Annotated in this window: 26 protein-coding genes, 1 tRNA gene and 1 riboswitch; of the genes, 20 read left to right on the forward strand and 7 right to left on the reverse strand. The window is 40.7% G+C overall.

Features of this window, described 5'->3' with window-relative positions; translation table 11 throughout:
- Positions 1-8: 8 nt before the first annotated feature.
- From JVX94_RS19355 to JVX94_RS19425, 15 genes are all read left to right on the forward strand, one after another.
- Entirely contained in the window at positions 9-1,019 is a 1,011-nt protein-coding gene (locus tag JVX94_RS19355; protein ID WP_205184166.1) for an XkdQ/YqbQ family protein, read from the forward strand.
- Positions 1,016-1,282 carry a DUF2577 family protein gene (locus JVX94_RS19360; RefSeq protein ID WP_075621936.1) on the forward strand — a complete coding sequence of 89 codons (267 nt, stop codon included), beginning with the start codon at positions 1,016-1,018 and terminating at the stop codon, positions 1,280-1,282. Before JVX94_RS19355 ends, JVX94_RS19360 begins: the two co-directional genes overlap by 4 nt.
- 14 nt (positions 1,283-1,296) lie before the next feature.
- Positions 1,297-1,719 carry a DUF2634 domain-containing protein gene (locus JVX94_RS19365; RefSeq protein ID WP_144483321.1) on the forward strand — a complete coding sequence of 141 codons (423 nt, stop codon included), beginning with the start codon at positions 1,297-1,299 and terminating at the stop codon, positions 1,717-1,719.
- A complete protein-coding gene (locus tag JVX94_RS19370) occupies positions 1,712-2,761 on the forward strand; it encodes a baseplate J/gp47 family protein (RefSeq protein WP_095409412.1) in 1,050 nt (349 codons plus the stop codon). The genes JVX94_RS19365 and JVX94_RS19370 overlap by 8 nt, the downstream gene beginning before the upstream one ends.
- Positions 2,745-3,668 carry a YmfQ family protein gene (locus tag JVX94_RS19375; RefSeq protein ID WP_095409411.1) on the forward strand — a complete coding sequence of 308 codons (924 nt, stop codon included), beginning with the start codon at positions 2,745-2,747 and terminating at the stop codon, positions 3,666-3,668. The genes JVX94_RS19370 and JVX94_RS19375 overlap by 17 nt, the downstream gene beginning before the upstream one ends.
- A gap of 11 nt (positions 3,669-3,679) precedes the next feature.
- A complete protein-coding gene (locus tag JVX94_RS19380) occupies positions 3,680-4,063 on the forward strand; it encodes a phage tail-collar fiber domain-containing protein (RefSeq protein ID WP_041107568.1) in 384 nt (127 codons plus the stop codon).
- Between the two features lie 15 nt (positions 4,064-4,078).
- A complete protein-coding gene (locus tag JVX94_RS19385) occupies positions 4,079-4,957 on the forward strand; it encodes a hypothetical protein (protein WP_095409410.1) in 879 nt (292 codons plus the stop codon).
- A gap of 10 nt (positions 4,958-4,967) precedes the next feature.
- Entirely contained in the window at positions 4,968-5,297 is a 330-nt protein-coding gene (locus JVX94_RS19390) for an XkdW family protein (RefSeq protein ID WP_144472325.1), read from the forward strand.
- On the forward strand, positions 5,294-5,470 hold the full coding sequence (locus JVX94_RS19395; protein WP_095409408.1) for an XkdX family protein: 177 nt from the start codon (positions 5,294-5,296) through the stop codon (positions 5,468-5,470). The genes JVX94_RS19390 and JVX94_RS19395 overlap by 4 nt, the downstream gene beginning before the upstream one ends.
- Before the next feature lie 2 nt (positions 5,471-5,472).
- Positions 5,473-6,678 (forward strand): hypothetical protein, encoded by a 1,206-nt coding sequence (locus JVX94_RS19400; RefSeq protein ID WP_095409407.1) that lies wholly within the window; start codon positions 5,473-5,475, stop codon positions 6,676-6,678.
- An 87-nt stretch (positions 6,679-6,765) separates the two neighbouring features.
- Positions 6,766-7,851, forward strand: a complete 1,086-nt coding sequence (locus tag JVX94_RS19405) for a pyocin knob domain-containing protein (RefSeq protein ID WP_095409406.1) — start codon at positions 6,766-6,768, stop codon at positions 7,849-7,851.
- Positions 7,852-7,985: 134 nt separating this feature from the next.
- A complete protein-coding gene (locus tag JVX94_RS19410) occupies positions 7,986-8,198 on the forward strand; it encodes a BhlA/UviB family holin-like peptide (protein ID WP_039180953.1) in 213 nt (70 codons plus the stop codon).
- Between the two features lie 12 nt (positions 8,199-8,210).
- On the forward strand, positions 8,211-8,474 hold the full coding sequence (locus JVX94_RS19415) for a phage holin (RefSeq protein WP_019743388.1): 264 nt from the start codon (positions 8,211-8,213) through the stop codon (positions 8,472-8,474).
- Between the two features lie 19 nt (positions 8,475-8,493).
- Complete coding sequence (locus tag JVX94_RS19420; protein ID WP_205184169.1) at positions 8,494-9,297, forward strand: peptidoglycan recognition protein family protein; 804 nt, start codon at positions 8,494-8,496, stop codon at positions 9,295-9,297.
- Between the two features lie 116 nt (positions 9,298-9,413).
- Entirely contained in the window at positions 9,414-9,596 is a 183-nt protein-coding gene (locus tag JVX94_RS19425) for a hypothetical protein (RefSeq protein WP_048237233.1), read from the forward strand.
- A gap of 53 nt (positions 9,597-9,649) precedes the next feature.
- Here the strand turns inward: JVX94_RS19425 and JVX94_RS19430 are convergent.
- A tRNA-Ala gene (locus JVX94_RS19430) sits at positions 9,650-9,722 on the reverse strand.
- A 72-nt stretch (positions 9,723-9,794) separates the two neighbouring features.
- The gene (gene cudC, locus JVX94_RS19435; RefSeq protein WP_048237231.1) at positions 9,795-10,352 is read right to left on the reverse strand and encodes a transcriptional regulator GbsR; all 558 of its coding nucleotides are present in this window, start codon (positions 10,350-10,352) and stop codon (positions 9,795-9,797) included.
- 206 nt (positions 10,353-10,558) lie between these two features.
- Between cudC and betB the strand changes: the two genes are divergently transcribed.
- A complete protein-coding gene (betB, locus tag JVX94_RS19440; RefSeq protein ID WP_095409401.1) occupies positions 10,559-12,028 on the forward strand; it encodes a betaine-aldehyde dehydrogenase in 1,470 nt (489 codons plus the stop codon).
- A gap of 27 nt (positions 12,029-12,055) precedes the next feature.
- Complete coding sequence (locus tag JVX94_RS19445; protein ID WP_095409400.1) at positions 12,056-13,264, forward strand: choline dehydrogenase; 1,209 nt, start codon at positions 12,056-12,058, stop codon at positions 13,262-13,264.
- A 39-nt stretch (positions 13,265-13,303) separates the two neighbouring features.
- Here JVX94_RS19445 and JVX94_RS19450 read toward each other — a convergent pair whose 3' ends face one another.
- The gene (locus JVX94_RS19450; protein ID WP_205184172.1) at positions 13,304-13,783 is read right to left on the reverse strand and encodes a DinB family protein; all 480 of its coding nucleotides are present in this window, start codon (positions 13,781-13,783) and stop codon (positions 13,304-13,306) included.
- Between the two features lie 207 nt (positions 13,784-13,990).
- Between JVX94_RS19450 and JVX94_RS19455 the strand changes: the two genes are divergently transcribed.
- Complete coding sequence (locus JVX94_RS19455) at positions 13,991-14,521, forward strand: NfeD family membrane protein (protein WP_034284306.1); 531 nt, start codon at positions 13,991-13,993, stop codon at positions 14,519-14,521.
- Positions 14,522-14,532: 11 nt separating this feature from the next.
- Complete coding sequence (locus tag JVX94_RS19460; protein WP_024423234.1) at positions 14,533-16,080, forward strand: flotillin lipid rafts scaffold protein FloT; 1,548 nt, start codon at positions 14,533-14,535, stop codon at positions 16,078-16,080.
- A 30-nt stretch (positions 16,081-16,110) separates the two neighbouring features.
- Here the strand turns inward: JVX94_RS19460 and ftsW are convergent, their stop codons facing one another.
- Genes ftsW through JVX94_RS19475 form a run of 3 tightly spaced genes read right to left on the reverse strand, consistent with a single transcriptional unit; the run spans position 16,111 to position 19,057 of the window.
- On the reverse strand, positions 16,111-17,244 hold the full coding sequence (ftsW, locus tag JVX94_RS19465) for a putative lipid II flippase FtsW (protein ID WP_481748186.1): 1,134 nt from the start codon (positions 17,242-17,244) through the stop codon (positions 16,111-16,113).
- 5 nt (positions 17,245-17,249) lie between these two features.
- The gene (gene rodA / locus JVX94_RS19470) at positions 17,250-18,404 is read right to left on the reverse strand and encodes a rod shape-determining protein RodA (protein ID WP_111292999.1); all 1,155 of its coding nucleotides are present in this window, start codon (positions 18,402-18,404) and stop codon (positions 17,250-17,252) included.
- 14 nt (positions 18,405-18,418) lie between these two features.
- The gene (locus JVX94_RS19475) at positions 18,419-19,057 is read right to left on the reverse strand and encodes a DUF1232 domain-containing protein (RefSeq protein WP_111292998.1); all 639 of its coding nucleotides are present in this window, start codon (positions 19,055-19,057) and stop codon (positions 18,419-18,421) included.
- A gap of 170 nt (positions 19,058-19,227) precedes the next feature.
- Between JVX94_RS19475 and JVX94_RS19480 the strand changes: the two genes are divergently transcribed.
- The gene (locus JVX94_RS19480) at positions 19,228-19,782 is read left to right on the forward strand and encodes a GNAT family N-acetyltransferase (RefSeq protein WP_095409394.1); all 555 of its coding nucleotides are present in this window, start codon (positions 19,228-19,230) and stop codon (positions 19,780-19,782) included.
- Between the two features lie 240 nt (positions 19,783-20,022).
- Here the strand turns inward: JVX94_RS19480 and thiT are convergent, their stop codons facing one another.
- Positions 20,023-20,598 carry an energy-coupled thiamine transporter ThiT gene (gene thiT, locus JVX94_RS19485; protein WP_095409393.1) on the reverse strand — a complete coding sequence of 192 codons (576 nt, stop codon included), beginning with the start codon at positions 20,596-20,598 and terminating at the stop codon, positions 20,023-20,025.
- 97 nt (positions 20,599-20,695) lie between these two features.
- Positions 20,696-20,798, reverse strand: a riboswitch (TPP riboswitch).
- Between the last annotated feature and the right edge of the window lie 269 nt (positions 20,799-21,067).

Raw genomic sequence — 21,067 nt, forward strand, 5'->3', positions numbered from 1 at the left:
GGCTGGCATTGATCGAGCTTTTTGCCATCAGAAGCGGCACCATGTATGAGCTTGTCACAGAGAGTGTGACACTTCAGGGGCAAAGGTATCAAGCCCCTCGCTCTATTCAAGCAAATATTATCACTAAACAAGGCAGTCAAACATATTACCGTGTCTCAGAAGGGGACACGGTTCTTTTTAAATGGAAAGGAAAAGAGCTGTTCAGGGGCATCGTTTTTTCACGGACGCCGGTTGAAGGAAAGCTGAACTTTACCGCATACGATATGCTTCAATATTTGGTGAAAAACCAAGATGTCTATGTTTTTTCAAATCAAAGAGCAGATCAAATCTTAAGGCGGATTGGAACTGACTTTCAAATTCCAATGACCTCTATCGCCAATACAGGACATGTCATAAAATCACTAGTGTTTAAAAATGATACGAGCCTGTATGACATGATATTAAAAGCTTTGAAAGAAACGAAGCGGCAGACTGGCAGAAACTATCAAATCTATTCTGCTAAAGGCAAGATGGGGTTGAAAGCCTGGCCTGACCCAGAGGATGTATGGGTCATTGAATCAGGCGTCAATCTCATCAGTTATCAATACAGCACCTCGATTGAAGAGACAGCCACTCGTGTCAAAATGCGTACGTCTGTTGATGAAAAGGGGAAGAATAAGAAAAAAGGCAGTAAATCCGAGATTGTGGTGATCGAACAGGATAAAGCTGGTCAGAATAAATACGGTATTTTACAGCATGTTGAAACAGTCACGGGGCAAATCAATCAGCCGCAGCTGCAAAAAAGAGCCAAAGTACGGCTGGCAGAGAAAAAAGGCGTCAAACAAGAAGTCAAAAGCATACAAGCCCTAGGAATTCCTGAGCTGCAAAGTGGTCTCCCAATCTATTTGAAAATTCCTGAAATCAACGTGAAAAAAACTTACTGGATCGATCAAGACAAACATGAATTCAGTGGAGTGAAACACACCATGACCATTGATGTTGTTGAGAAAAATTCCATGCCAAAGGGTGATCAAGCGTGAGATTAAGTGAAGCGATTAAACGATTGGCTGTGAATGCGGTAGATGCAGCATCTCCAATTGATCTTGTCATTGGAGAAGTCACGGCGGTTTCCCCTCTGAGTATCCGATTAAATGAAAATCATAAACTGATTATTCCAGAAGAATTACTGATTTGGCCGAAGCGTTTAAATAAGGGTGAGGATGATGAGTTGAAAAGGGGAGACAGTATTATGGTGCTTGCAATGGCAGGAGGACAGTCCTTTTACATCATCGACAAATTGTAAGGGAGGTGATGAACGTGGCACTTTCACCAGAGGAAGAAATCGAGGAAACAGAAGAAGAGGAAGAGGTCGAAACCTCCACGACGTATCGAATAGATTTTGAAACCGGCAGACTGACTGGCGAAACCATTTCAGGTATTGAGGCAATCCGGCAATTCATTTATATGACACTTAGGACAGAGCGTTATGCACACCCTATCTACAGCCACGACATTGGCACTGAAATTCAGGAGCTGTTGACGGATACAGAAGCCACGGATGAATACAAAGAAATGGAGATTCCAAGGCTGCTAGAGGAAGCACTGCTCGTTGACGAGCGGATTGATCATATTGAAGAGTTAGAGGTCACAAAGCAAAATGACTCGTTTCATGTCAAACTAGCGATCGTCACAGATGAGGGCACATTAGAAATAGAGGAGGTGATGGAGGGCGATGTTTGAGGAACAGACGTACGAAGCATTAATGGAAAGAATGATGGACAGACTGCCAGATGATATAGATAAAAGAGAAAACAGCGTGATTTGGAATGCCTTGGCACCTGCTGCCGCTGAACTGGCCCAGTCCTATATTTGGCTTGATCAAGTGTTTGAGCTGGTCTTTGCAGATACAGCACAAGGAGAGTTTCTAGATCGGCGGGCTGCTGAAGTAGGAATTGAAAGAAAACCAGCAACTAAAGCGGTATGGTCAGCGGCCATTCAGCCAGAAAATATCAATATTCCAGCTGGCTCACGTTTTTTTATTGAAGACGTTTATTTCCAATATTCAAAGGATGCCATGCTAGAATGCGAGACACCTGGTAAAGCCGGCAATGTTCAATTAACAGATCAGCCGCTGCTGTCACTTGATACAATTCCAGGACTTGAATCGATTACGATGAAAGAACTGGTCATACCAGGTCAAGAAGAGGAAGATGATGCTTCATTATACGATCGATATTTAATACGTGCGAGGCGAGAGGCTGTCAGTGCCAACAGGGCGCATTATAAAAAATGGGCTGAGGAAGTGACCGGTGTTGGCAGAGCGAAAGTGTTCCCGCTTTGGAACGGAGAAGGGACAGTCAAAATTGTCATTACAGATGGCAATCTAGATGTTGCATCAGACCTTCTTGTCAAAAGGGTACAGGAATATATCGACCCAGTGCCAGGTGAAGGAGAAGGACAAGCGCCTATAGGCTCAAAAGCAACCGTTGAAAGCGCCAAATGGCTGGATATCGACATAGAAGTAGCTGTCGAACTTCAAATGGACTGGACCCTTGAAGGAGCTCAGAAAGAAATAGAAGAAAAGGTCAAGACGCTATTGAAATCAATCGCATTTGAAAAGAGTACCATTCGAATGTCCGCCTTAAATGATATTCTGTACCATTCAGAAAGTGTGTCAGATTATGCAGATGTGCTATTGAATGGAGAGTCGAAAAACTTAGTATTGCAGGATATTGAGATTCCGCGTCTTAGGCAGGTGAAGGTTATTGAGCAAACAGGATGAAATGAAAAACTACTTGCCGCCATATTTTACAGAGATTTATGAAGTGGATCATCTACTCAAGACAGAGGCACCGGAATTTGAGCAATTGGACGAATCCATTTTCGACTTAACGGATCAGTTCTTTCCTTTAACAGCGACATGGGGGTTGAATAGATGGGAAAGAATGCTGAAGGTGCAGCGGGAATCAGATGATTCAATTGAACTGCGCAGGGCACGCTTACTCAATATGATGTCAAATATTCCGCCAATCACGTATCTTTCATTAGAGAAATCAGTCAATCGCTTTCTCAAGAATCCAAGTGCTGTCATCCGTCTCACAACCAATCGCTATCATTTCGCCTTACGTGTGAACCTGGATGATCTGCAAAACACGAGATATATTGTAGAAATTCTTGAAACGTTAAAACCTGCACATTTGGCTTATACGTTCACGGCTTTTCATCATACTGATGTACATGAAAAAAATGAACATCACGGGAGGCTCACACTGCGAAGCAGGGTGGGTTTTTTCGATCATATTCCGATTATACTCAATGGTGAGTTTGTCTTAAATGGTACGTTCTATCTCAGCGGAACACGAGGTACAACGGATGTGCCTGCTCGTTTTCGGCATTCATTAAACATGAGAATGCGGCTTCAACATCAGTCAGACACAGCATATCGCATGAACTATGTCATGACTGGAACGGTACATGAAACGAAGCAAGGAGCGGCATTGACTTTACGCACAAAAAATCAGCGCCAGCATCAAACCAAGAAGAAGATGACGTTCCGTCTGCCAGTACATGTCCAAACTGAGCAGGGTGGAAGCCTACTGATCAAGGATCATTACTGGATTCTCGATGGATCTGTTCCGCTGGACGGATCAAAAATGCTAGCAGCAACTTCTAAAAAAATAGAGTTATAAGGAGGATCACAATGGCTGATCAATTAACCGTAACAACACTGTATGCACGTCAACAAATGGCAAAGGCAAGAGCCGAAGGAACAAAACTCACAAAAGTCGTTAAAATGGCATTTGGCAATGGGGGAACGAAGGATGGAAAACCGATCTCATTAGACGGCACTGAACAAAAACTTAAAAAAGAACTAGTCCAAAAAAATATTGATTCGTTTACCTTCATGGAACCAGCAAAAATCCGCTACACCTGCACGATCGCCGAAGGAGAACTGGCAGGAGAAGTGATCAACGAACTAGCACTTGTCGACGAAGAAGGCAAATTCACCGCCATCCGCACCATGACAGACAAACAAAAAGACGGCGACATCGAATTTGTTTTTGAGATTGATGATATTTATTAATGGAGGGGAAATGAAGTGGACATAAAATCACCTTTACCGTTTGAAACCACTGACAAAGCCCATGCCAACTTGTTTAACCTGATGGTCAACACACTTGTAGAGAATGATCATGCGCTGAGTAAACAAATAGCAGGGATCACAAATGAAAGCTTATTCAAACTAACAGGAGATCAAGCCATTCAAGATGCAACAGTCAGCGGCGAGGAATATCCAATAGGGATTACATTCATGGATATTGGTCAAGCCAATGATACGGGATACCCTACAAGATTCGGCTTTGTGAAAAATGAAAAATATAGTAACTTTCGATTTGTTCAATATTATTATGGGACTGGAAACGAAGCAGGCAGCTATTTTGATAGCACAGGTACGTGGTGCCGTCATTGGTGGACTGGTTCGGGTTGGACCGACTGGCATAAACTCTCTGGGTTCTGTCATGCCAATATAGGTACAACTGGGAAGCAGTTATTAACCAAGGGAGAGTATCAAAAAGTCCTTTTTAATCGAAAGATAAAAGACAGTCATAACAATTTTGATATCAAAAATAATCGCTTCATCTGCCCTGAAAACGGAATGTATTCAGTGAATGCAGGTGTGTATATTGAAAGCTTTCAACGATATGCAAACTTTGAATTATCGATCTATTTAAATGGAAAAAGATATAAAAATATTTCACATCAAAGACAAAGTCCGACAAGTCCATCTGATACGTTGAGTTTTAGTATGGGACTTTATGGTTCTGCCAATGTACCGGCAAATAAAGGGGATTATTTAGAAATTTACATGTATGTAGGATATGACGGAGACGTTAGTCGTTATATATCAGATAACTCAGGCTGGTACAACTATTTTGACATTACAGAAGTAGGCGGCCGAAATTTCCCGCGAGTATAGGAGGGTTTTGATGATTTTATATGAAGCCATTAAATATAAATATCCCAATGCGGACCCGCAAAAGGATTTTGAATTAAGAAATGACGGTGCTGGTTCGTATATAGATGAATGGTATCTTGATGTCCCCAAACCAACAGAAGAAGAATTAAAAAAATGGTGGGAGGAATCACAAACCAATCCAAGGTATCAACCACCGCTCCCGCTAGATTATCTAGCGCAAGAAGTAGCAAAAGAAAAGCTGATGAGAAAACAGCTTGAACATCAATGTGATCTTCTATCAAACGAACTAAAAGCGCTAAAAAATGACATCCTTTTCATTAAAGGAGAGAGTGAAACATGAATTATTGGGTAATGGCATTATATTTCCAATGGGTGACACCTGAATTGGTCAAACAAGCAGTTGAACTAGGTGATTGTTCTATGGAAGATCTAAATGCAGGATACGAGCAAAGGATGCTCACTTTAGAGCAGCTGAAAGAAATAGAACCAAGCATAGATTTGAAAGGAGAATGATCATGGAGATTAAGACACCACGCACTTTTAAAACAACTGATAAAGCCCATGCTGATCTATTTAATGACATGGTTGAGGCCTTTCTTGACAATGATGTGGGTCTATTAGAGGCAATCAATCAACATATGAAAGATATAAAACCACATGCATCTGAAGCGGAAAAGAAAAAATGGAACGATTCTCAGAGCTATAAAATTACAGCAGATAATGGAAGTCAGTTAATTAATGTGCCAGCAGATGCTAGGATTTTTGATGCGATAAAAGGGAAAGGAACGTGTACTTTTTATGCAGCTTCTGGAGTCGAAGATTCCCCAGTAAATATATCATTGAGAGGATTACAGACAGTAGGTGAAGATAACATTGGTACTGGCTTTGCTGTAGATATTGCTGGTAATGCTTATAGTTTTTACTATAATGCTGCACATACTGCTATTAACTGGACAAAGCTCCCATCAAATGCTGAAAGAAACAAATGGAATGATGGACAATTATCTAAGATTACCTCAGATAATGGAGGGGTGATTCTATCTGTTTCTGATGGTGAAGATTTACTTGAAAAGGTTGTTTCTTTAGGCCCGAAGCATGGTACATTTTATGCCACAGGTAAAGTATTAAACAGCCCAACAACAAGATCGTGTCGTGGAATGTATCATTTTACTTCTCAAGATAGTAATGGAAAAGGGACATTTGGATGGGTCATAGCAATAGATTATAACAATTACATGTATACAAACTATCTTGATTTAAATTTGGGGTGGCAAGGCTGGAAACGTGTTTTAACAAATGAGGATATGGATAATACTTCTTTTGTTGATACGTATGATCTCGATAATTCTTCTGTATCAGCCGTTGAAAACGTTCCAACAAAACTGAATTTTGGTGATACAAGATCAGACGACCTAGGAGAGTATAATCGTTCGCGCGCTGAAATTACACTGAAAAACAATGGTCTGTATTTAATTAGGCTTTATCTTAATAGCAATAACATTCCTGTTGGATCAGATAGCATTTTATCATGTTATGTGAATGGTACAGAATTTCAACGATTAGGTAATTGGAATCCTGTTATCTCATCAAGTATATGTGTATTGTACCTTCAACAAAAGTTTAAAGCAGGAGATAAATTAACATTTTATATTACACCCAAAAACACTGGGAGAACCATTACGGTAAATAGAGCTTATGTTACCTTGTCACAGCTAAGATAAGGATATTTGAAAAGAAAGTGGGTGAGCAAATTGGAAGTAGAAGTCGTTCAAAACTTGATATAAAAATTGTAGAAAGGAGAGAACACATTGGATATAAAAACTCCTCGTTCTTTTGAAACGAGTGATAAAGCTCATGCTGATCTATTCAACGATATGTTGAAAATACTGATTCATAACGACACTGGTATATCAGAACAATTAACTAATCATATCGATGATTCGAGACAGCACTCTTCAGAACTAGAAAAAAAGAAATGGAATGAGTCGCAGCTGTATAAAATTACAGGTGATAATGGAGTACAACTTTTAAATATTCCTGTCGGCACAAAAATTTTTGACTCAATTAAAGACAAAGGGACATGTACATTTTATGCGCCCAGTGGAATAGAGGATAGCCCTTCACAATATGCCATTAGAGGGATACAGACAGTGGGGCAGAATAACATTGGAACAGGTTTTGCGATAGATACATCAGGTAATGCATATTACTTCTACTATAATTCTAGTCATCTATCTATCACTTGGACTCAGATTCCGACAGTAGCTGAAAAAGATAAATGGAACAACAGTCAGCTTCATAAAATAACAAGAGATAACGGTCAACCCTTTTATAAAAGCATAGGTGAAACCACCGACTATAACGAGATGACAGAAACAGGATTGTATCTCATTTATAATGCTGGTTTAAATGGTCCAAAAGAGATCAAAAGGGCATTTATGATCGTGATAAGTTATGGGAATACTCTGCTGCAAGCTATATATGATGCAGTTAATGGTCTGAACTCTTTTTATAGAATTAGGAAGACTGATTATACATGGACTGAATGGGAAAGGCAGCTCACGTCTTCAGATTTAAATGCTGCTTGGTATAATGTAAATCTCAATAGTAATATAAACCAATATTCAGTCAACCCATTGAAATATTCTGTCAGACAAAATATTTTATATTTGAGAGGATCATTTGAAATAGTTTCGGCTAGTGAAACAGAAATTGCACGTTTAACGTATAAACCTTCCTCTTTAAGCGTTTTCACTTGTGCGACGGTTGGTTCATACGGATTTGCAAGGATGTCTTTATCTAAAGAGGGTAGTCTAAAATTTGATGGATTAATTGCAAACGATCCTTCAAAGGTAACCCGTATTGAAATTAACGAGGAAATTCCACTATGGTAGTCATCATATGATGAAACTACTAAAGTTTTTTTGTGTTGTTAATATGGATCTCGGCAGACGACTATCAAGATATAACTGGAGAAATATACGAAGCCTAATGGCTTTATTTTTTTGCCGGAAAGAAGGTGATTCCAATGGAAGTAGATGTCATTCAAAACTTAATGACACAAGGCCCATTTGCTGTTCTCTTTTGCTGGATTCTGTTTTATGTTCTCAACACAACAAAAGAACGAGAAAACAAACTCAATGCACAAATCGAGGCGCAAAATGATGTGTTAGCAAAGTTTAGTGAGAAGTATGATGTCGTGATCGACAAGCTCGACAAAATTGAACGGAATTTAAAATAGGAGGTAAATATCATGAAAACATTCGACAAAGGCACTGTGATTCGCACAGTGCTTCTTTTTATTGCTTTGATCAATCAAACGCTTGTCATGTTTGGACAGACAGTGCTGCCGATTAGTGAGGAGCAAGTACAAACCGCTGGTGAGGCACTTTATGTGGCAGGTTCTACGATTTTTACTATGGTCACAGCGGTAATAGCTTGGTTTAAAAACAATTATGTGACCTACAAAGGTCAATTACAAAAAGATGCTCTGAAACAAAGAGGGCTAACAAAATAATACTTGAAGGAGAAACAACATGGTGAAAATCATTCAAGCATTCATCCCAAAACAACATCGCAACAGACCAGGAAACACGATGAAGCCGCTCTATATTACGGTGCATAATACGTCAAACAGTGCAAAAGGTGCCAATGCGGCCAGTCATGCAGCGTTTGTTGCACGTTCGAGTACCGGGGTCAGCTGGCATTACACCGTTGATGATCAGGTGATTTATCAGCATTTACCGTTAAACGAAAACGGCTGGCACGCAGGGGATGGCAGAGGCACTGGCAATATGAAGTCAATTGGAATTGAAATTTGTGAAAATGCAGACGGTAACTTTGAACAAGCAGTCGAAAATGCCCAATGGCTCATTCGCAAGCTGATAGGAGATTTCGGAATTCCTTTATCAAATGTAGTGCCTCATAAACATTGGAGCGGGAAAGAGTGCCCAAGGAAACTTCTCGGACGGTGGGATCAGTTTAAAGCTGGCATAGCCACAGCGCATACCGGCAGCAAAAGTACAAGAAAACCAGTTCAAGCAGAAAGCTTGAGCCACAAAACACCCGTTTCCAAACAGAAATCGTCAAATCTGCCATCTGGCATTTTAAAAGTCACCAAGCCCTTAACAAAAGGCCCTAAAGTCACAGCCGTGCAAAAAGCCTTATCTTCCCTTTATTTTTACCCAGACAAAGGGGCAAAAAACAATGGGATTGACGGCTATTATGGACCGAAAACGGCGAATGCGGTCAAGCGGTTCCAGCTCATGAATGGCTTAACAGCAGACGGAATTTACGGACCGAAGACAAAAAACAAAATCGAACAATTACAGAAGAAATAATGATCTATAAAAAGAGCTATCAGCAAGTGAGGAAATGCTTCCTTGCTGATAGCTAACAAAAAATGACATCATGTGTGATATAATCAACAAAATCACTATCATGAGAGGAGAGAAAAATGAAAAAAGAACTGTTCCAGATCATCATGCTTTCAGTGCTGCTCATCTATTTCATTTATCACGGAATGACGAGCGATTTCCCTGTGTCCTACACAATCATTCTCATCCTAACTTATCTTTCTGTGATTACATACCGCATCATAAAGTTATTAAGAAAAAACAAAGAACAAACAGAACTGTAAGAGATATGTACATAAAAAAACCATCCTTGATTTCTCAAGAATGGTTTTTCGTATGGAGCATAGCGGGATCGAACCGCTGACCTCTACGCTGCCAGCGTAGCGCTCTCCCAGCTGAGCTAATGCCCCGAGGTATGACGACATAATTTATTATAATCAATCCTCCTGTGAAATTCAAGCTGTAAAACGTAAACACATCGTCTATTTTTCTTTCTGTTCAATCGGAATATAGTCAAAAATTTCACCAGAATGAACAGAATGGGCTAGTCGTCTCAGCCAGTCATAATAGGCTTTTGAGCTTTCAAGCTGCTCAATTAGCTGCTGCGCTTCCTCTCTTACATGCTCCTCCAGCTGATCATCATGCGCTACCTCTTGAAGCCGCTCTTGTGCTTCTTCAATTGCCGCTAAATTGACCTCGACCTCACGTTCCCATTTTTGCGGAAAGAAGTTCGTGAAAAACTTAAAAAAGTCTTTTTCCGCAACAAAGCTGTGTTTTCTTCGGCCCCGGTGAAACGTCTTTTTGACAATATTCATGTCTTGCAGCTTTTTCACACCCGTACTCATACTCGGCTTACTCATTTGCAGCTCTTCACGCATTTCATCCAGTGTCATTTCCTCATTTAAATACATCGTCCCATATAGAATACCTGCACTTCGTGTAATGCCATAGAGATCCATCGTTTCAGCTATGGAATCAATGACTAGATCTTTAGCAGCTAAAATACGATCTTCTGCTTGCGGCTGTTCCTGCTTTTTCATCTTGTCCCTGCTTTCTATTAAGAGAATTCAATCCGTTCAAAAAAATCTTTATGGACTATATGTTAACGGAAGAATACAAAATGTCAAAATAAATGAAGCATATCTCCCTTTGACAGAAAAATTTGAACATGTTAAGTTAATTATGTTCAAAACGTTAAATTTTTATTTAACAAACTTACCGAAAAGAATCAGAGGAGGTTCCTTCTATGAGTCAAACACTATTTATAGACGGACAATGGGTTGGCGCTAAAAGTACCGACACACGGGATATCATCAATCCGTTCAATCAAGAAGTGATCGCGACAGTCAGCGAAGGATCTAGAAATGACGCGCAGCTAGCCATTAAAGCAGCAAGAAAAGCCTTTGATCAAGGGGACTGGGCAAACATGCCTGGACTTGAAAGAGGAAATATTGTGTTTAAGATAGCTGAATTGATTAGACGTGATCTTGATGAACTAGCCAAATTGGAATCGCTTGATACAGGCAAAACATTAGAGGAAAGCAAAGCAGATATGGACGATATTGCGAACGTGTTCCAATATTACGCAGGTCTGGCTGATAAAGATGGCGGGGAAATCATTGCATCACCAATTCCAAACTCGAAAAGTGAATTAGTCAGAGAGCCTGTCGGTGTATGCGGACAAATCACTCCTTGGAACTATCCATTGCTTCAAGCAAGCTGGAAAATCGCTCCTGCTCTTGCGGCGGGAAATACAATCGTTCTAAAGCCAAGTGAAATCACACCACTCACCACAATAAAAGTATTTAAACTCATGGAAGAAGCGGGCGTTCCAGCAGGTGTTGCAAACCTAGTGCTTGGACCTGGGGCAACGGTTGGAGATGAGCTTGCTGTGAATGATCAAGTAGATCTGATTTCATTTACAGGCGGTATTGAAACAGGTAAGAAAATTATGCAGGGAGCCAGCGGGAATGTGAAAAAAATAGCCCTTGAGCTTGGCGGAAAGAATCCGAATATTGTGTTTCAAGATGCTGATTTAGACGTAGCGGTTGACCAGGCGATGAATGCTGTGTTTTTCCATGCAGGGCAAGTGTGTTCAGCAGGTTCACGTTTGCTGGTGGAAGAATCTATTCATGATGAATTTTTAGAAGAACTGGTGAAGCGTACGAAAAAAATCAAGCTAGGCAACGGCTTTGATGAAGACACCCAGAGCGGGCCGCTTATCTCAGCTGAGCATCGAGAAAAAGTAGAAAAATACGTCAGCATCGGTTTAGAAGAAGGCGCTAAGTTAGAGACAGGCGGAAAAAGACCTGACGCAGAGGAGCTGCAAAATGGGTTCTTCTACTTGCCGACCATTTTCTCAGGCTGCACGTCAGATATGCGGATTGTACAGGAAGAAGTCTTTGGACCCGTCCTGACAGTCGAATCCTTCCGTACAGAGGAAGAAGTCATCAAGCTCGCAAATGATACGATTTATGGTTTAGCAGGAGCTGTGTGGTCTTCTGATATCAGCAAGGCCGAAAGAGTGGCTCGACAATTAAGATTGGGCACGGTTTGGATCAATGACTTCCATCCTTATTTCGCTCAAGCGCCTTGGGGTGGCTACAAGCAATCAGGCATTGGGCGCGAATTAGGACGCACGGGACTTGAAGAATATACCGAGCTGAAGCATTTATATCGAAATACAAAACCTGAAGCAGTTCATTGGTTTAAATAAAAATTACGCATTTGGAGGAGATTCTATATGACACTAAATATGAAAATTGAAAGCATGCAGAAATTCCATACATTTGAAATTCCAACTGTCATCAAACATGGCATTGGTGCAGTGAAACATGTTGGGGAAGAAGTGAAGGCATACGGCGTTTCAAAGGTATTGCTTGTAACAGACCCTGGTATTTATCACGCCGGCGTGGTGGACCCAGTAATTGCTTCATTAAAAGAAGCGCAAATCGATGTCGTTCTATTTGATAAAGTAGAGCCAAATCCGCCAGTCCGTCTAGTGAACGAAGGATCTGCTTTATATGAGAAAGAAGGTTGTAATGGATTAGTCGCAGTAGGCGGCGGTAGTTCAATGGATACAGCAAAGGCAATCGGAGTAGAGGCAACTCATGAAGGCTCAGTCCTTGATTACGAAGCGGCAGAGGGGAAAAAACCGCTTGAAAATAGAATACCTCCTTTAACCACTATTCCGACAACAGCTGGTACAGGTTCAGAGGTAACGCAGTGGGCGGTCATTACTGATGAAGAAAGAGAATTCAAATTCAATACAGGTGGTCCTCTCATTGCAGCTCATCTTACAGTGATTGACCCAGAGCTTCATGTATCCATGCCGCCTCATGTGACAGCAATGACTGGAATCGACGCACTTGCTCACGCTATTGAATGCTATACGATGAAATTTGCTCAGCCTATTACAGATGCGGTAGCGCTCATGGCGATTGAATATGCTGCTCATTATATTCGCCGTGCCTTTGCCGATGGCGAGGACTTAGAAGCAAGATATGGAATGGCACAAGCTGCGATGCTTGCCGGGCTTTCTTATGGAAGCGAATCAGCAGGAGCTGCACATGCGATGAGTCAAACACTCGGAGGCATTATTCCTGTAGCGCACGGTCAGTGTGTTGCAGCGATGATGGGACCAGTGATGGAGTATAACTGGAAAGGGTATCCGGAAAAATTCGCTCGAATTGCGCAAGCGTTTGGTATTGATACAAGCAGAATGTCAACAGAGGAAGCAGCCAAAGCAGCTGTGAATTGGATGTATGATTTAGTAGAAGATTTAGAAGTTCCTTCATTAGAAGAACAAGGTGTATCAAAAGATATGATTGATCGTTTATCTAAAGAAGCGATGAAAGATCCGCAAACAGTTGGAAACCCAAGAGATTTAAACGAAAAAGCGTACAACTGGATTTATGCTCGCTGCTTTGAGTTAACACCTAAAACGGTATAATAATGAAAAAAGGCTCCCATAAGGGAGTCTTTTTTATGTCTATAGTTGCTCTTTAATTTCTTTGATTTGATGAATATGGCGTTTTTCGTGTGCGCCGATAAAATCAAGATATTGCTTGAGGGATAGCTCTTCAAACACAGGGTGTGCAATGACGCGTTTGAAATCTTCCTCAGTAAATGTTGATAAAATTTGATTGAGCTTCTCACGTGCTGTATCGAGCTCATCCTTTAAATGTGTAGGTGTTACATGCTTGCGCTCAGGCGCAACGATACTAGGCGCAGTGGCTTTTTTTGAACGATTCTCTGCCATTTCCACTGGTTTTGGTTCATATTCTTTGATCGGTGCTTTTTTCCCCTCAGCAGCTAGATGTTTGGCTGCAACTAGGTCCATTTTCTTTAAATGATCTGTTACTTCTTGAATACTCCAAGTATCATCAGATAATTTTTGATTCAATTGTTCTTCACTCAAACCTTGCAGCTCGTGCCACAATTGTTGTCTTGCATCATGTAATAAACTCATTTTCTTCATCACCTCAAGATCAAATTTTAACATAATGGTACATGACAATCATTCTTGAACTATCCGAAAATCCCTTTGAAGAATTGTGATGAAATATGAAACCTTTACAAAAGTGGTTCGTATTACCTGTTAGAAGGAATACATTGGAGGTGAGTGTGGTCTAAATGAAACAAAAGCTGTTCATTTCATGAAGAAAGGGTGAGGAAGATGGATGTGTTCGGGCTGCCTCTTCAGACGCTGTATTTATACATATTAATGATATCAGGAATCCTGACACTTGTTTTCGTCTTTTTCGGCGATGTATTTGATGGATTGTTTGAAGCGATCCCTGTTCCATTCCTTCAACCAACATTGATCCTCGCATTTCTTACCTTTTTCTCGGCTGGAGGGTTTATCTCTGAAAAAACAGCAATTGTAGGAAGTGGACTTGGCGCAGTATTATCTGCCATCCTCGCAGTGATCCTTGTGACTTGTTTGAATGTATTTGTACTAGTCCCGCTTTCCTCTGCTGAAGAATCTCTCTCTTATACGGAGGCCGATTTAAAAGGAAGAACTGGGGAGATCATTGTATCTGTTCCAAAAGACGGGTTTGGAGAAGTGCTGTTAATCAGTAATAGCGGGAAAATCTCAAAGCCAGCTGTCAGCTTCGACCAAGAGGAGATTCCATATGGAACCCGTGTGCTAGTTGTCGAAGTGAATAAAGGCGTCTTATCTGTTATACCAAATGAAGAAATCTAGGAGGGAATGCTATGCCAGGAACAACTATTTTAGTTATCATTGGAATTGTGCTTGTGATTCTTATTGCACTTATTGGTGTATTTGTTTCTAAATACCGGACAGCAGGTCCAGATGAAGCGTTAATCGTCACAGGAAGTTACCTAGGAAGTAAAAATGTCCACGTGGATGAAGGTGGAAACAAGATTAAGATTGTGAGAGGCGGCGGTACCTTTGTACTTCCAGTCTTTCAACAAGCAGAGCCGCTCAGCTTACTATCTAGCAAGCTAGATGTTTCAACGCCTGAAGTTTATACCGAACAAGGTGTACCAGTCATGGCGGATGGAACAGCCATCATTAAAATTGGCGGATCGATTGAAGAAATCGCGACTGCTGCAGAGCAATTTTTAGGGAAAACAAAAGAAGACCGCGAAAACGAAGCGAGAGAAGTATTAGAAGGCCACCTTCGTTCAATCTTAGGATCAATGACAGTTGAAGAGATTTATAAAAACAGAGAGAAATTTTCTCAAGAAGTACAACGTGTCGCTTCTCAAGATTTAGCGAAAATGGGTCTTGTCATTGTATCATTTACGATTAAAGATGTTCGTGATAAAAATGGCTATTTAGAATCGCTAGGTAAACCAAGAATTGCCCAAGTAAAACGTGATGCTGATATTGCAACAGCTGAAGCAGATAAAGAAACACGTATCAAACGTGCCGAAGCAGACAAAGATGCGAAGAAATCTGAGCTTGAGCGTGCTACTGAAATCGCTGAAGCAGAAAAGATTAATGAGCTGAAAAGAGCAGAATTCAGACGTGAACAGGATACGGCGAAAGCAAGTGCTGACCAAGCGTACGATCTAGAAACAGCTCGTAACCGCCAGCACGTAACTGAACAAGAAATGCAAGTCAAAATCATCGAACGTCAGAAACAAATTGAATTAGAAGAAAAAGAGATTCAGCGTCGTGAACGTCAATACGATTCTGAAGTGAAAAAGAAAGCAGATGCGGACCGTTATGCTGTTGAGCAGTCAGCTGCGGCGGAAAAAGCGAAACGTCTTGCTGAAGCAGATGCGAAGAAATACAGCATTGAAGCAATGGCCAAAGCAGAAGCTGAGAAAGTCCGTATTGATGGGCTTGCCAAAGCAGAAGCTGATCGTGCAAAAGGGGAAACAGAAGCAGAAGTCATTAGACTGAAAGGACTTGCGGAAGCGGAAGCAAAAGAGAAAATTGCGGAAGCATTCGAACAGTATGGTCAGGCAGCGATTCTTGATATGATTGTGAAAATGTTACCTGAATATGCGAAGCAAGTATCTGCACCACTTTCTAACATTGATAAAATTACTGTTGTGGATACGGGCGGTAACGGCGAAGGCAGCGGTGCCAATAAAGTGACCGGCTATGCGACAAACCTTATGTCCAGTCTTCAAGAAAGTCTAAAAGCTTCCTCTGGGATTGATGTCAAAGAAATTATTGAGAATTTCTCTGGCAAAGGCAATGTGAAACAAAGCATCCAAGAACTGACCAATGAAATCAAACAGCCAAGAAAAAAAGAAATCGCTGATCGTCAAATAGAAGAATAAAATCAAAAGACACCTTCTGATAGAAGGTGTCTATTTTATTTGGGGCACATGCCGTTGTCTTTTGATAGATGAAGAAAGATTCACAAGAATGCCTGCTGATATCATCATGAACACCAATGAAGACCCGCCGTAGCTAATAAAGGGAAGAGGTATGCCTGTAATGGGGAGAAGCCCGAAGACAGCTCCTAGATTAAAGACTGCTTGGATCATGATTTGAAAAGTAAGCCCGATTGTTAATAGCTTTCCAAATGGATCTTGTAAAGCTTGTACGATTCGAACAGCGCGATACATGATGAGAATGTAGGCACCCATCACAAACAACAGCCCCATGATTCCTAGCTCTTCACTGATGATGGCCATAATAAAATCTGTATGGGCTTCAGGAAGAAACCCTAGTTTTTGAATGCTTCCGCCTAAACCATTCCCGGTCAATCCTCCTGAATCCATGGCGAGATAGGAATGGATCAGCTGATAACCATCTCCATCCTCATACAGGAAAGGATCACGAAAAGAAGTGAGCCGCTTTAAACGATAAGGAGCTGTCACAGCAAAAAAAGTGATTCCTGCCGCAGCCGTCGAACCTAATAGAACGAGATGGCGTGTTTTAAGCCCAGCGCACAATAACACGATACCGCAGCTCAATAAAATAGAAACTGCCGTGCCTAAATCAGGCTGTTTTAAAATCAATAAAAAAGCTAGACTTAAAAGAATAAGTGGAGGCAGTACTCCTTTTTTAAATGATGTGATGTAAGCTTGTTTCCTTGCATATATATAGGCGAAGTAGATGATCATCACTAATTTCACAGCCTCAGAGGGCTGGATGATCAGAGAACCAAATTGAATCCACCGCTGTGAATTGTTTTTGACAACTCCGATTCCTGGAAGCAGGACAAGGAAGAGACATAACAATGACAGCATAACAAGCCACCGAATCCATTTACGGTAAGCTTGATATGGAACCAGGGCCGCCGCGATGAAAAAGAAGAACCCAATCAAAAGCCATTGCCATTGTTTCATGAAGAAGTAGCTGCCCTGTCCATATTTTATTTCGCCCAAAGGATAACTCGCACTGTACACCATAAGTAATCCAAATAAACAAAGACAAACAATCGTCCCAGCAAGCATGAGGTCGATTTTTTTTAGGTGAGAAAAAATCAATGACATCACCTTCAATCCCAGCTTCGTCCAAACATGTAGGATGAGGACCTCAGATTGACACTAAACACAAGGCCAACGGCCATCATATTGGTTAAAAGCGCACTGCCCCCATAGCTGATAAATGGAAGGGCAAGACCAGTCACGGGCATTAGGCCTACTGTCATCCCGACGTTTTGGAAGACTTGAAAGACGATCAGCCCAACCACGCCAGCACATATATAAAGCCCATAAAGGGTATTCGCATGCATAGCCACATGTATTATTCGATAGACCATCATAAGATATAAACAGATCAATAGCGAGGCACCGATAAAACCAAACTCTTCACCAATAACTGCAAATATAAAATCTGTATGGGCTTCAGGGATATTTCCCCCTTGTACTTGATTTCCTTTTGTATACCCGCTGCCTGATAATTGTCCTGACCCAATGCCAAGCATCGCTTGTTTCAGTTGATATCCATATGTCGAATCAAATTCATCAGGAGAGAGCCATCCATAAATGCGATCAAGCTGATGAGGTTTAATCACTTTTGTAAAGTGCTCAAAATGTTCGTTGTGCAAGTAAGTCAAAAATGCAAGAAGCGCGAGAAAAGAAGCGATGAATGCAGCAATCATCTTACTTGAAATTCCTGACACAAGCATCAGTGTAAAAGCAATCGACAAGATCACAAGTGCCGTCCCTAAATCTGGTTGAATTAAAATCAGGAAAAAAGGAACAGCGGTCCAGCATACGATTTTTATTGTGGGAACCATGCTTTCTTTAAATGTAAAACGCTGATGTTTGTATCGATTTAAAATAGCCGCTAACAGAAGAATGACAAAAATTTTCATAAATTCTGATGGCTGTACTTTCATGGGCCCCAAACTGATCCATCTCTGGGAGCCATTTTGATTCGTTCCAAAAAAATGTACGAGAATGATCAGGAAGAGACCACCTGCAAATAATCGAAAAGATAAACGCTCAAGCAGTTCATAATCAAAGTAAGCAACTGCCGCCATGAGGCCAAAACCGACGATATACCAGAAAACTTGTCTTTTGACGAAATAAAACATATCTTGCGTTTCATACTGTCCCGATCCGCTATACACAGCCAGCAGGCTGATCACAAAGAAGCAAATGACAGTGAATAATAGGACTAAGTCAATGCTGTTCTGTTTTTTCATGTCTCTGCCACCTGCTATGACCTATTTGTCAGCTGGTTTAATACGACCTGCACCGCAGCAGCGTCATCAATATAGCCGATCGGAAAAATATAATCTGGTATTAAATCAACGGGCATAATGAAGTAAAGTAATGCGCCTCCCATCAACATCAATTCGCGAGAAGTACCCCGTCCGCTCATGAATGAGCTGTACATGCTTTTCAATTGATCAAGAAATGGCCCAACGCCGTTTATCGTGTCCATCTTTTTTTCAAACTTTGCTGAGATTGTTTCTTTTCCATCGTCTGATTGACTATAGGTCTCATATTCATTTAACTTCTGTTTCAATTCATTCTCGCTGAACGTCCCGTCATAGACATTATGATCTTTCAGCGTTCGCTCAATCTCTTCTACTGCTTGAATGAACGTATCACCGTGAACTTTCTCGTTTTTAATTGAAAACCCAGCCGTGACCAATAGATGATCTAAAGAAATGTGTAGAGCATCTGAAAGCCGTTGTAAATGGTTCAAAGTTGGTTTTCTTTTTCCATTCATGATTCTAGAAAGTGTGGCTTTATCAATTTCTGTTTGCGTACTAAGTTCTCTTAATGAAAGAGAACGTATTTGCAGTTGTTCTTTTAAGAACTGCCGAAGCTCAGTTGTTTTAAATTCCATCTCTTTCTTCACCCTTTTTATAAAGTTCAACTCTTCAATAGAAGAAGTCGTACCCAATATATAGGGGTGTTGACAAAATGTCAACGGATATCCATTAAAGATTGAATTTTATAAAATAGAAACTTATTATATGAAACATAGAGTAGAAAATGGTTAGAAGGGGTGTGCAGATGAAGGTTAGACATGCAGTACATAACGATATTCCTAAAATCGCGCAAATTCATGTGGAGAGCTGGCAAACGACTTATCACGGCATCATTTCACAAGAGTATTTAGAGGCTTTAAATGTAGAGGAGCGGGAAGAGAGCTGGAGAAGCAGATCACTTGAAGGCACATTTGTCGCAGAGGATACTGACGGAGTATTTGGTTTTGCTTCCTTCGGAAAACAGCGTGATGAGAGATATCCAATATATGATGGTGAGCTTTATGCCATCTATTTGTTGCAGAAAAAGCAGAAATCAGGAGCGGGTATGGCTTTGATTGCAAAAGGCGTGGATTATTTAATAGAGAAAGGCTTTCAGAATATGCTGCTCTGGGTATTTGAGCAAAATTCAGCGAAGCAATTTTATCAAAAGCTTCAACCTAGTTTTGCCGTCACCAGCCAGTTCGAGCTGGCTGGTGAGAAACATGAGGAAATAGGGTATGGATGGGAGCTGTCTGTACTAAGTGCTCATGTTCAACAGATTATATCGTCAGCTTCCAGTAATAATGAGAGAAAAAAGTAAAAAGTGTGGCGAGCAAAATATAAGATATAAAAGGAGAAGCCTCTACTTTTCCTTTCACACCTGCTATTTTTAGTGCCTCATAGAAACTTGCCAAAAAGTAGGCGAGACTGAGAATGTAACAGCACAGCATAATGGAGTAAGGATTCATTGTCGTACCTCCAGCATGAAATCTTCTACTATTAATAGATTCAATAGAGCTTCAAATTATGCATATAAAAATAACCCGCTGAAGCAGCCGGGTTATTTTTGTCGAGGAAAAACCAAACGAGACGCACTAGGGATGAGTAAACAAAGAACAATACTACAAATGATGAATGAAGGAACCATATATGTGCTGTTATAAACTAATGAATACACCCATCCCGGCGTTCCTTTTGGTGCATAATGAGAAAAGAAAACAACGCCTGAAATAAAGAACGTCAGCAGTCTGAAGAAACTGGCGACAAATACAGCTAGGATAATATAGAAGAATTGTTTCTTTCGCTTTTTATCCTGAATGGCTTTTTTGATTGATACTGAGAATAGCCCGCTTAAACAAATCACAACAGATGCGACAAAGTAATCGAGAAATCCTTGTACAGGTGTTGCGATAATAGGATTGTTCATCAGCTGCAGTCCTGCGATTAACACACCGATGATAAATCCAGCAGACACGCCCCATCTAATGGACATGAGAATGACAGGAATCATGATCAGTGCAATTGACCCGCCGTTCGGCATTCTTAAAAAGAGACCCGATAAATAATCTAAAACAAGTGCAAGAGAAGTCATGATGGCGATCTCCATCAGTCGTACTAATTGATTTGATTGCTGCATAAAAAAATCCCCTTTTCACGAATTGTGCAAGGAGAGACCATGTCAGGATGAGTATGTGATTCATAGAAAAACATATCGGCTTGAATACAATGCATGTATGCAAGTGATTCCACATTCCTACTTCAGTATTAACTGACAGGTTCAAAGGGTCAGAACAACGAATTGTTCACTCTCAGCACAAAGCTCCCCCTGCGGTTATTTAGTTTCAATCTATTATAAATATACTAAAGACCTACAGGATCAACAATAGTGAATTACGGAGTTAAGCCCTTTTTGTATGAATATATAGGAAGAGATCAGGAAAAATAAATTATTTAGAAAAAATACTTGTTTCTTCTTTTAAAAGGTGTTATATTTGTATTCGCCGCTGAAACAGCGCGGTTGAGAAATAACATTCAAGAAAAAAGTTGTTGACTTCATCTTGATAGAATGTTATATTAATAAAGTCGCCTCTGAGAGACGGCGAAGA

Source organism: Bacillus sp. PDNC022 (assembly GCF_016919285.1).
Taxonomy (GTDB): Bacteria; Bacillota; Bacilli; order Bacillales; family Bacillaceae; genus Bacillus; species Bacillus safensis.

Bases quoted from the DNA above. Each gene is read 5' to 3' on its own strand.
- JVX94_RS19370 (WP_095409412.1), top strand. From the start codon at position 1,712: ATGTTTGAGGAACAGACGTACGAAGCATTAATGGAAAGAATGATGGAC.
- JVX94_RS19380 (WP_041107568.1), top strand. From the start codon at position 3,680: ATGGCTGATCAATTAACCGTAACAACACTGTATGCACGTCAACAAATG.
- JVX94_RS19390 (WP_144472325.1), top strand. From the start codon at position 4,968: ATGATTTTATATGAAGCCATTAAATATAAATATCCCAATGCGGACCCG.
- JVX94_RS19395 (WP_095409408.1), top strand. From the start codon at position 5,294: ATGAATTATTGGGTAATGGCATTATATTTCCAATGGGTGACACCTGAA.
- JVX94_RS19400 (WP_095409407.1), top strand. From the start codon at position 5,473: ATGGAGATTAAGACACCACGCACTTTTAAAACAACTGATAAAGCCCAT.
- JVX94_RS19410 (WP_039180953.1), top strand. From the start codon at position 7,986: ATGGAAGTAGATGTCATTCAAAACTTAATGACACAAGGCCCATTTGCT.
- JVX94_RS19415 (WP_019743388.1), top strand. From the start codon at position 8,211: ATGAAAACATTCGACAAAGGCACTGTGATTCGCACAGTGCTTCTTTTT.
- JVX94_RS19420 (WP_205184169.1), top strand. From the start codon at position 8,494: ATGGTGAAAATCATTCAAGCATTCATCCCAAAACAACATCGCAACAGA.
- JVX94_RS19425 (WP_048237233.1), top strand. From the start codon at position 9,414: ATGAAAAAAGAACTGTTCCAGATCATCATGCTTTCAGTGCTGCTCATC.
- cudC (WP_048237231.1), bottom strand. From the start codon at position 10,352: ATGAAAAAGCAGGAACAGCCGCAAGCAGAAGATCGTATTTTAGCTGCT.
- betB (WP_095409401.1), top strand. From the start codon at position 10,559: ATGAGTCAAACACTATTTATAGACGGACAATGGGTTGGCGCTAAAAGT.
- JVX94_RS19445 (WP_095409400.1), top strand. From the start codon at position 12,056: ATGACACTAAATATGAAAATTGAAAGCATGCAGAAATTCCATACATTT.
- JVX94_RS19450 (WP_205184172.1), bottom strand. From the start codon at position 13,783: ATGAGTTTATTACATGATGCAAGACAACAATTGTGGCACGAGCTGCAA.
- JVX94_RS19455 (WP_034284306.1), top strand. From the start codon at position 13,991: ATGGATGTGTTCGGGCTGCCTCTTCAGACGCTGTATTTATACATATTA.
- JVX94_RS19460 (WP_024423234.1), top strand. From the start codon at position 14,533: ATGCCAGGAACAACTATTTTAGTTATCATTGGAATTGTGCTTGTGATT.
- ftsW (WP_481748186.1), bottom strand. From the start codon at position 17,244: ATGTCATTGATTTTTTCTCACCTAAAAAAAATCGACCTCATGCTTGCT.
- rodA (WP_111292999.1), bottom strand. From the start codon at position 18,404: ATGAAAAAACAGAACAGCATTGACTTAGTCCTATTATTCACTGTCATT.
- JVX94_RS19475 (WP_111292998.1), bottom strand. From the start codon at position 19,057: ATGGAATTTAAAACAACTGAGCTTCGGCAGTTCTTAAAAGAACAACTG.
- JVX94_RS19480 (WP_095409394.1), top strand. From the start codon at position 19,228: ATGAAGGTTAGACATGCAGTACATAACGATATTCCTAAAATCGCGCAA.
- thiT (WP_095409393.1), bottom strand. From the start codon at position 20,598: ATGCAGCAATCAAATCAATTAGTACGACTGATGGAGATCGCCATCATG.